At 69.3% G+C, this 316-nt stretch carries 1 pseudogene; it reads left to right on the forward strand.

Features of this window, described 5'->3' with window-relative positions:
• Positions 1–316 (forward strand): annotated as a pseudogene (gene ligA, locus B2J89_RS22030) (NAD-dependent DNA ligase LigA); the annotation flags it as partial.

The following is a 316-nucleotide window of genomic DNA, read 5'->3' on the forward strand; positions in this document are numbered from 1 at the left end:
CCTGGCGCCCGTGTTCGTGGGCGGTGTGACGGTGACCAACGCGACGCTGCACAACGTGTTCGAAATCCGCAAGAAGGATGTGCGCTTGGGCGACACCGTGGTGGTGCGCCGCGCTGGCGACGTCATTCCGGAAGTGGTGGGCCGGGTGACCGCCCATGTGCCGGTTGGCGTGCCCGACGGGGAAGCGCTCGCGCACGCCGGCGGCGATGCCACGGCCCTGATCGCGGACACACACGTTGCGCGCAAGCCCTATGTCCCCAACTTCCGCATGCCCGCGCACTGCCCGGTCTGCGGCAGCGACGTGGTGCGCGAAAAG

This window comes from Acidovorax sp. SRB_24, assembly GCF_012931925.1.